The organism is Lentzea sp. NPDC060358 (genome assembly GCF_042725365.1).
Lineage (GTDB): Bacteria > Actinomycetota > Actinomycetes > Mycobacteriales > Pseudonocardiaceae > Lentzea.
Genome location: NZ_JBHXCW010000285.1, coordinates 1 through 9,044 on the forward strand (window position 1 = coordinate 1; position 9,044 = coordinate 9,044).

A 9,044-nucleotide genomic window follows, 5' to 3' on the forward strand; every position below is an offset into this window, starting at 1 on the left:
CCTCACCGACACCTGCCAGGGGGTGGCCGCCATGGACGTGCGATTCAGGTCTTCCGACAGGTTCCTCCTCCGCGCCCCGGTGCTGCCGAGGCGGCGGCTGGGGTCCGCCGTCACGGCGGTGGACGACGCGCTCGACCCGCTGCTGCGGGAGGCCGTCGCGGTCGCGAGCCCGGCGCTCACGGCGGCGCTGGACAAGGTTCTCGCAGGCCGGGCGCCTGCCACGGGGCGCCTGCTCGCCGCGCTGACCCGGTACGAACTGCGCATGGCGGGCCGTCCCACCCCCTTCGGCCTGCTCGCGGGGGTGGCCGTCGGCGAGTTCGCGGAGCGGGCGGAGGCCTGGCTGGACGGCGCGCACCGCAGGCACGTGCACCTGGACCAGGCCTGGCTCGACCGGTGGGCGGGCGAGCTCGAGGCGGACCTCGACGTGCTGGTGCGCCTGGAGGTCACCGCGAACAACCTGTGCACCCGGCACGGCGACCGCCTCACCGTCCCGCACGGCACCCGGCTCGTGGGGGTGCGCCGCACCGCGGTCGTCGCCCGCCTCCTCGCCGCCGCCGCGACGCGCATCCCGGTCCGCGATCTCGTCGACGTGGTCGCCGGTGATTTCCCGGACGTGCGCCGATCCGCTTTACCGGCACTCGTCGCGGAGCTGGTCCGGCTGCGGTTCTTGCAGACGTCGTTGCGGCAGTCGGAAAGACCTCTCGAGCGCGTGATCGAATTGCTTCCCGCGCGATATCCGCAGTGGGAACGCGCCGCCGCGACAAAAGCGTCCGTCGACGCCTACCGGCGCAGTCCCGTCGGCCGCGGAACGGCGGAATTGACGGCTGTTCGGCGTACCGCCGGAGCGGACGACCCGGTGCGGGTCGACCTGGAACTGGACGCGCACGTGCGGTTGCCGCACGAGGTGGCGCGCGAGGCGGAACGGGCCGCCGACGTCCTGTGGCGGTTGTCCGCGCACGACAACGCGCGGTCCCGCAACCTCGCGGACTTCCACGTCCGGTTCCTCGAGCGGTACGGGGTCGGCGAGCTGGTTCCCGTGCTCGACCTCCTCGACCGGGACGCGGGCATCGGCCCCCCGGCGGGCTACGAACGGCCGTGGGAGGCGGCACCGGCGGACGACTCCCGGCACCCGGTGCTGGTCCGCCTGCTGGCCGGGGCGCTGGCCGACGGGGTCACCGAGGTGGTGCTCGACGACGACCTCGTCGACCGCCTGTGCCCGCCCGGCGGCACCCCGCCCGCCACGGCGGAGCTGTTCGTTACCCTGCACGCCGCCTCGGTCGACGCGCTCGAACGCGGCTGCTTCGAGCTGGTGGTGAACCCGCTGACCGGCACGCAGCAGGCCGGGGCGTCGCTCGGCAGGTTCGGCCACCTGCCGCAGGTGCGCGACCTGCTCGCCGAGCTGGCCGCGGTGCAGGCCGATGACCGGATCCCGGTGCAGCTCGACCACCTCACCACCGATCCCCGTGACGCGAACGTGGCGCGCGTTCCGCGGGTGCTCGCCCACTCGCTCGCCGTCGGCGTGCCCGGCCGGCCGGGAGGTCTCGACCTGGCGGACGTCGCCGTGGCCGCCGACGCACACCGGTTGCGGCTGTACTCGGTGTCGCTGGGTCGCGAGATCGTGCCGCGGGTGCTGCACGTGCTGGACATCAGCGCTGCGGCGCCCGAGGTGGTGCGGTTCCTGTGGGACGTGTCGCTGATGGGCGTGCGCACGCTCAAGCCGTGGGACTGGTCGGCGTTGCGGGACAGCCCCTTCCTGCCCGCGGTCCGCTCCGGCCGGACGGTGCTCACCCCCGCCCGGTGGCGCGTCGGCGAGTCCGATGTGGACACCGACGGGGCGCTGGCCGCGTGGCGGCGGAAGTGGTGGGTGCCCGGCCGGGTGCGGCTGACGAACCTGGACCAGCAGCTGTGCCTGGACCTGGGGGTGCGGGAGCACCGCGCGCTGCTGCGCGCCGAGCTGCGCAAGTCGGGCACGGCGGTGGTGTGCGAGGACCGCTCGCCCGCGCTCGACCAGGGCTGGCTGCGCGGGCCGGAGGGCGTGCACGAGGTCGAGCTGGTCGTCCCGCTGGTCGCGGCCGATCCCGAACGCCGCCCGGTGCGGCCCCCCGCTCCCGTTCGCCGGAGCGTGGCGCACCTGCCCGGCGGCGACTGGGTCTCCGCGCACGTCCAGTGCTCGCCGCACCGGCAGCGCGAGGTGCTGCTCGCGCACCTCAACCCCTGGCTGGCCACCGTGAAGTCCGAAGTGGACCGCTGGTTCTTCGTGCGCTACCAGGCCGACGAGCAGCCCCCGCACATCCGGCTGCGCCTGCACGGCGACGTGCTCCCGCAGGTGCGGGACCGGGTCGCGGCGCTGGTGGACGCGAGGCTGTGCGCCGGGTTCTCGGTGCACGCCTACCGGCCGGAGGTCGAGCGCTACGGCGGCGAGGCGGTGATCGACCTGGCGGAACGGGTCTTCGCCGCCGACAGCCGGGTGGCGCTGCGCGGGACGAGCGCCGCGCCGGACACCCTCGCGGTCGCCGCCGACGTGGTGTCGTTGATCAGCTGCTTCCACGGTCCCGGGCAGGACTGGCCGGCGTGGCTGCTGGCGGAGGTTCCGAAGGACGAGGCCGCGCACCGGGCGTTCGCCAGGCGCCGTTCCGAGGCGCTGGCGGCGATCACGCTGGACCCGGTCCCGGCGGACGGCGACTGGGCCGAGCTGCTCGGCGAGTACGGCGCCAAGGTCCGTGCGGCGGCGGCCGACTGGACGTCGCCCGGCGAGATCCTCCGCGCACTGCTGCACCTGCCTTGCAACCGTCGGCTGGGCGCGGACTTCCGGGCGGAGGCCGAGGTGTGCGCGCTGGCCCGTGGCGCGGTGAAGGCGCACCTCGACCGCCGGCGAGCCGCGCGGTGAGCATCCGGACGTGGCTGATCCGCGCGGTCCGCGAGCTCGGCGGCCCCGCCGACGTGGACCTCGGCACCGGCGACTGGCCGCACCACCCGATGTCGCTCGCCGACGGGCACAGCGGGCTCGCGGTCCTGTTCGCCCGGCTCAGCGACGGCACGCCCGAGCTGCGCGACGTGGCCCACCAGCACCTGGCCGCCGCCGCGCGCACACCGAGGCCCCGCGCCGAGAGCCTGTTCGACGGGGTGCCGTCGCTGGGGTTCGCCGCGCGCAGCATCGCCAGGGCCGACGGCGACTACCGGGGCGTTCTCTCCCGCGTCGACCCCCACGTCGTGCGGCTCGCCGAGACGACCCTCACCGCCGAGGAAGCCCGCCTCGCCGCCCGTGAACCCGGCGCCAGGATGGCCGCCTACGACGTCACCTCCGGCCTGTCCGGACTGGGCAGGTACCTGCTCGCCTGCGGAGCGGGCACCCGCCCGGTGCTGGAGCGGCTGCTGCGCTACCTGGTCCGGCTGACCGAGCCGGTGCGGGTGCACGGCCGCCGCGTGCCGGGGTGGTGGACGCCGGACCCGGCACTGCTCGCCGACCCGGTCGAGCACCCCCACGGCCACCTCAACCCCGGCATGGCGCACGGCATCTCCGGCCCGCTGGCGCTGCTCGCCGTGTGCCACGCGCACGGCGTGGTCGTCGAGGGCCAGATCGAGGCGATGCGCCGGATCGCCACCTGGCTGCTCGCGCGCCGCGGCACCGACCAGCACGGCCCGTACTGGCCCGCGGTGGTTCCGCTGGAACACGAGGTCGCGCGCGCCACCGAACTGCTGCCGCCGAGCCGCATCGCCTGGTGCTACGGCGCTCCCGGCGTGGCACGCGCCGTGCAGCTCGCCGCCACCGAGGTGGGCGAGCCCACGTGGACCGCCGAGGCGAAGGCGACGCTGCGCGCGGCGTTCCGGCGCCCGCGGGAGCGGTGGGGGATCCGCGACGCCTCCCTGTGCCACGGCTCGGCGGGCGTCCTGCACGCGACCGCGCTCGTGCTCGGGCGGGACGCGGACGTGCTGCCCGGCCTGTGCGATCACCTGCTGTCCCAACGAGAACGGCACACCGTCGTCACGGTGCCGCCGCGCCGGCCGGGCTTCCTCGACGGGGCCGCGGGGACGTTGCTGGCGTTGCACGACCACCTGACGCCGCTGGGGCCGGGACCGCTGCCGTGGCACGCGGCGCTGGCGCTGGGGTGAGGGGGTGTTGTTGTCGGGGGCGGGGATGGGCGCGGGGATGTGGTGGTGCGGCTCGGTTCCGACGGTGGCCGCGGTGCCGGCGGGGGTGAGCGCGGGGATGTGGTGGTGTGATTCGGTTCTGGCGGTGGGGGTGGTGCCGGCGGGTGTGGGCGCGGGGATGTGGTGGTGTGGCTCGGTTCTGGCGGTGGGGGTGGTGCCGGCGGGTGTGGGCGCGGGGATGTGGTGGTGTGGCTCGGTTCTGGCGGTGGGGGTGGTGCCGGCGGGGGTGAGCGCGGGGATGCGGTGGTGCGGTCCGGTGCCGGCGGGTGTAGGCGAGGGGATGTGGCGGCGCGGTTCGGTTCCGGCGGCGGGTGTGGGCGCGGGGATGTGGCGGTGCGGTTCGGCGCCTGCCGCAGCCGTCGCACCGGCGGGGTCGCCGTGCATCCGCCGCGCGACCGCGCCCCGCCCCGGGCCGCTGCCGTGGCACGCGGCACCGGGGTGAGGACCGCGACGCGGCGGGTCGGCCTCCTGACCGCGGCCACCGCGATCTCCGCCGCCGGCAACGGTTTCGGCCGCATCGCGGTCACGTTCGGCGTGCTGTCGCTGCCGGGGGCCGGCGCGTCCGCGCTGTCCGTCGTGCTGGTGTGCCTGCTGGTGCCGCAGGTGCTGTTCGTCCTCTTCGGCGGCGTGCTCGCCGACCGGGTGAGCCGGTCCGGGCTGCTCGTGCTGTCCGACCTGACGTGCGCGCTCGCCTATGCCGGGCTGGCCGCCGGGGTGGGGTGGCACGCGCCGGTGCCGGTGCTGGCCGGATGTGCCGCGGTGGCGGGGATCGCGCTGTCGGTGGCGGGGCCGGCGACGGGCGGGCTGATGCCCGAGATCGTCCCGGCCGACCGGCTCCAGCGGGCCAACAGCCTGGTGACCACCGCCGCGCACAGCGCCGACCTCGCGGGCACCGCGCTGGGTGGCGTCGCCGTCGCGTGGCTGGGTGCGCCGGCGACGTTGTTGTTCAACGCCTTCAGTTTCGTGGTGAGCGCGGTGCTGCTCGCCCTGCTGCGGTTGCCGCCGCGGGTGCGGTCCGGGGCGACGTCCCTGCTCGTCGACCTGCGGCTGGGCTGGCGGGCGTTCGCCGAGCGGCAGTGGGTGTGGGCGACGGTGAGCGCGCTGTCGTTCACGTCCGCCGCGCTCGCCGCCACGATGGGGGTGCTCGGGCCGCTCGTGGCGCTGGAGGACTGGGACGGGCCGCGGGCCTGGTCGCTCGTCGTCGTGGCGAGCACGGGCGGGATGCTGTGCGGCGCCGCGCTGTCGGCCCGGTTGCGGCCCCGCAGACCCCTGGTGGCCGGGCTGTCGCTGGTGACCCTGCTCGCCGTGCCGCTGGGCCTGCTGGCCGCGGGCGCGTCACCGTGGGCCGTGGCGCCGGCGATGTTCTGCGCGGGACTGGCCAACGACGCGTTCGGCGTGCTCTGGCACACGACGGTGCAGCGCGCGGTGCCGGAGGAGGTGCTCGCGCGGGTGGTCTCCTACGACTGGCTCGGCACGATGGTGCTGTCACCGGTGGGCGTGCTGGTCGCGGCGCCGCTCGCCACCGCCCTCGGCACGGGCCCGGTCCTGGCGGGGTGCGCGGGCCTGGTCGTCCTGTCCGTGCTGGCGGCGCTCGCCTCCTCCGAGGTGCGGTCGCTCTGACCCGCCGCCCGGTTCACCGGGTGCCGCCGCCCTTGTCGGTGCGCGCCACCGCCTTCTCGGCGAGCTTCGTCTCGATGCGCCGCAACGCGGCGATCATCGCGTCGGCGTCGTCGTCGGACACCACGTCGTGGAGCAGCTCGCTCCAGATGTCGTGCAGCCGCCGCAGGTTCTCCTGCGCGCGGGCGGTGGGGTAGAGGCGCACGCGGCGCGCGTCCTCCCGGTCCGCCTCGCGGTGCACCAGGCCCTTGCCCTCCAGCCCCCGCAGCGCGCGGCTGAAGTTGCTGGAGATCTGCTGGGTGGCCTCGGCGGCCGCGCGGGCCGACGTGCCGGGGTTGCGGTCGATGTAGCGCATCACCGCGATGTCGAGCGGCGTCCACGCCGTCTCGTGCAGGCCCTCCTTGGAGGCGTGGATCTGGCGGCCGACCGCCGCGATCAGGTCGGCGAGCTCGAACAACCGCGACTTCTGGTCCTCGTCCACGGGGCCATGTTACTTTTCCTGTCGACTGATAGCTATCGCTTGATAGGAGATGTGGTGACCGCGCCGTCCCGCAGCACCATCCCCGTGCCGCTCCTGCTCGTCCTCGCCCTGCTGGCGAGCGTGGCGCCGTTCGGCATCGACCTCTACCTGCCCGCGTTCCCGCGGATGGCCACCGAGCTCGAGACGAGCGACACCGCCGTCCAGCTCACGCTGACGATGTTCCTGCTCGGCCTCGCCGCGGGGCAGCTGGTCTTCGGGCCGATCTCGGACCGGTGGGGCAGGCGCGGGCCGCTGCTCGCGGGCTCCGCGGTGTTCGTCGGCGCCAGCGTGCTCGCCGCCGTCGCGCCCACGATCGGCGTCCTGCTGGTCGCGCGCCTGGTCCAGGGGCTGACCGCGGCCGCCGGCATGGTCATCGGCCGCGCGGTGATCGCCGACCTCGCGACCGGTCGCGCCGCCGCGCGGGCGTTCAGCCTGATGATGATCGTCAGCGGGGTGGCACCCGTGGTCGCGCCGCTGCTCGGCAGCTTGATGGTCGACGGGATCGGGTGGCGCGGCGTGCTGTTCGTGCTGGCGGGGCTCGCGGTCGCGATGCTCGGGTCGGTGGCGGTCGTGCGGGAGACCCACCCGCGGGAGCGGCGCGGCACCGCGCAGAGCGGTGGCCTGCACGCCCTGGGCCGGCGGGCCTACCTGACCGCGACGGCCACGTTCGTCTTCTCGTTCGCCGTGCTGATGGCCTACATCTCCGCCTCGCCGTTCCTCTACCAGGTCGTCATCGGGATGGGGCCGGTCAGCTACGGCCTGCTGTTCGCGCTCAACGCGCTCGGGCTGATCGGCAGCAGCTCGCTCGCGTCGCGGCTGCTGCGCCGCAGCCACCCGCGCCGGGTGCTCACCACCGGCACCGCGTGGCTGCTCGGGGCGGCCACCGTGCTGCTCGTCCTCGCACTGCTGCCGATCGGTGCCGTCTGGCTGGTCGTGCCGATCTTCTTCGCGGTCGCGTCGCTGGGCTTCGTCCTCGGCCCGGCCACGGCGCTCGCCCTCGACGCGGTCCCGGGGGCCGCCGGCACCGGATCGGCCGTGCTGGGCGCCGCGCAGTTCGGGCTCGGTGCGGCGGTGTCCCCGCTGGTCAGCGTCGGCAGCACCCACTCGGCGCTGCCGATGGCGATCATCATCGCCGTGCTCGCCGCCATCGCGGCCTGCGCGTCCCGGCTGCTCGCCACGCCCGAGGTCACCGTTCCCGGGCGGGCCGACGTGCTCGCCGCGTCCAACTAGGGGGAGAACACCGTGCTGATCGGCATCGAGGAGCACTGGGTGCTGCCGGAGCTCACCGCCGCCCTGCGGGGCCGCGACGAGAGCCTGGCGTTCAACGACCTCGGCGACCACCAGGACCGGTTGCGGGACCTGGGTGAGGGCCGGATCGCCACCATGGACGCCCAGGGCATCGACGTCGCCGTCCTCGCGCACACCCCACCCGGCACGCAGGCGCTGCCCGCCGAGGAGGCGGTGCGGCTCAGCCGGGTCGCGAACGACGTCGCCGCCGAGGCCGTCACCCGCCACCCGGACCGCTTCCGCGCTCTCTCGACGCTGCCGCTGTCCGCACCGCACGCGGTCGCCGGCGAACTCCGGCGCGCCGCCGGCCTGGGCCACGTGGGCACCATGGTCTACGGCCGGTCCGGCGACCTCCTGCTGGACGACCCGGTCTACGACGACTTCCTCGCCACCGCCGCGGAGCTGCGCCACCCGGTCTTCCTGCACCCGCAGCTGCCGTCGGACGCCCTGCGCGACGCCTCCTACCGCGGCTTCGACCCCCTGGTCGACCTGGGCCTCGCCACGTTCGGCTGGGGCTGGCACCTCGACGCGGGCCTCGCCGCGCTGCGGCTGATCCTGCGTGGCACCTTCGACCGGCATCCGGACCTGCAGGTCGTGCTCGGCCACTGGGGCGAGATGCTGCTCTTCTGGACCGACCGCGCGAACAGCCTCGCGCGCCTCGCCGGCCTCGAACGCCCGGTGGCGGACTACCTGAGGTCGAACTTCCACATCACCGCCTCGGGCATGCTCACCCCCGCCCTGCTGCGGCACGCCCTGGAGGTCACCACCGCCGACCGCCTGCTCTTCTCCACCGACCACCCGTTCCAGCACCCCTCCGGCGAGGAGATCACCGCGTTCCTGGGCGAGTTCTCCTCCGACGCCGACCGGGAGGCGTTCGCCTCGGGCAACGCGGCGGCCCTGTTCGGGATCTGAGGGTCGAATCAGGTGCGGGTCAGGGGTAAACCCTGATGGCACGCTCCCCGGTCGCTGGCAGTCTGGATCTCGTCAAGGGGAAAACCGCAGTTCTAGGGGAGTCATGAGCGAATCCGAGACCGAGCCCACCCGCACCACCGTCGACTCGGTGGTCGACGCCTTCCGGGGCCTGGTGAGCGAGGGCATCAACCGTCGTGTCGTCGTGCGCGACAGCAAGGACGACGTGGTGCTGGAGGTGCCGGTGGCTCTCGGAGTGGTGGCCGCGCTGGCCGCTCCGGTGGCCACGACGATCGGCGCCGGCGTCGCGCTGGTGGGCAAGTGCGAGATCAAGCTGGAGGACCGCCGGCAGGCCGGCACCACCCAGCCCGCGACGACCGTCGAGGCCGAGCGGATCTAGTGCGGTGGCCACGAACCCTTGCCGTGGTGTGTGCGGTCCAGGGTGATGCATCGTGGTGCCTCCCCCACGTCCTCGTACTGGTTGTACGGGGGCGTGGGGGAGGTGCCGCGAGGCGTCCACCTGGGCCCCGCACACCGCGGTGAGGATTGTGGCCACCGCACG

7 protein-coding genes are annotated in these 9,044 nt (G+C 74.9%); 6 read left to right on the top strand and 1 reads right to left on the bottom strand.

The features are described from left to right. Positions 1 to 31: 31 nt before the first annotated feature. The 3 genes from ACFWGZ_RS36265 (at position 32) to ACFWGZ_RS36275 (ending at position 5,769) form a co-directional block, all read left to right on the top strand. A complete protein-coding gene (locus tag ACFWGZ_RS36265) occupies positions 32 to 2,887 on the top strand; it encodes a lantibiotic dehydratase (protein ID WP_382456113.1) in 2,856 nt (951 codons plus the stop codon). Next, on the top strand, positions 2,884 to 4,110 hold the full coding sequence (locus tag ACFWGZ_RS36270) for a lanthionine synthetase C family protein (RefSeq protein WP_382456114.1): 1,227 nt from the start codon (positions 2,884 to 2,886) through the stop codon (positions 4,108 to 4,110). Before ACFWGZ_RS36265 ends, ACFWGZ_RS36270 begins: the two co-directional genes overlap by 4 nt. Before the next feature lie 372 nt (positions 4,111 to 4,482). After that, a complete protein-coding gene (locus tag ACFWGZ_RS36275) occupies positions 4,483 to 5,769 on the top strand; it encodes an MFS transporter (protein WP_382456115.1) in 1,287 nt (428 codons plus the stop codon). A gap of 13 nt (positions 5,770 to 5,782) precedes the next feature. Here the strand turns inward: ACFWGZ_RS36275 and ACFWGZ_RS36280 are convergent, their stop codons facing one another. Beyond that, positions 5,783 to 6,247 (bottom strand): MarR family winged helix-turn-helix transcriptional regulator, encoded by a 465-nt coding sequence (locus tag ACFWGZ_RS36280; RefSeq protein ID WP_382456116.1) that lies wholly within the window; start codon positions 6,245 to 6,247, stop codon positions 5,783 to 5,785. Positions 6,248 to 6,301: 54 nt separating this feature from the next. Between ACFWGZ_RS36280 and ACFWGZ_RS36285 the strand changes: the two genes are divergently transcribed. From ACFWGZ_RS36285 to ACFWGZ_RS36295, 3 genes are all read left to right on the top strand, one after another. Beyond that, positions 6,302 to 7,516 carry a multidrug effflux MFS transporter gene (locus tag ACFWGZ_RS36285; RefSeq protein WP_382456117.1) on the top strand — a complete coding sequence of 405 codons (1,215 nt, stop codon included), beginning with the start codon at positions 6,302 to 6,304 and terminating at the stop codon, positions 7,514 to 7,516. 12 nt (positions 7,517 to 7,528) lie between these two features. After that, a complete protein-coding gene (locus tag ACFWGZ_RS36290) occupies positions 7,529 to 8,485 on the top strand; it encodes an amidohydrolase family protein (RefSeq protein ID WP_382456118.1) in 957 nt (318 codons plus the stop codon). Between the two features lie 103 nt (positions 8,486 to 8,588). Further along, entirely contained in the window at positions 8,589 to 8,882 is a 294-nt protein-coding gene (locus ACFWGZ_RS36295) for a DUF4342 domain-containing protein (protein WP_382456119.1), read from the top strand. Positions 8,883 to 9,044: the final 162 nt, after the last annotated feature.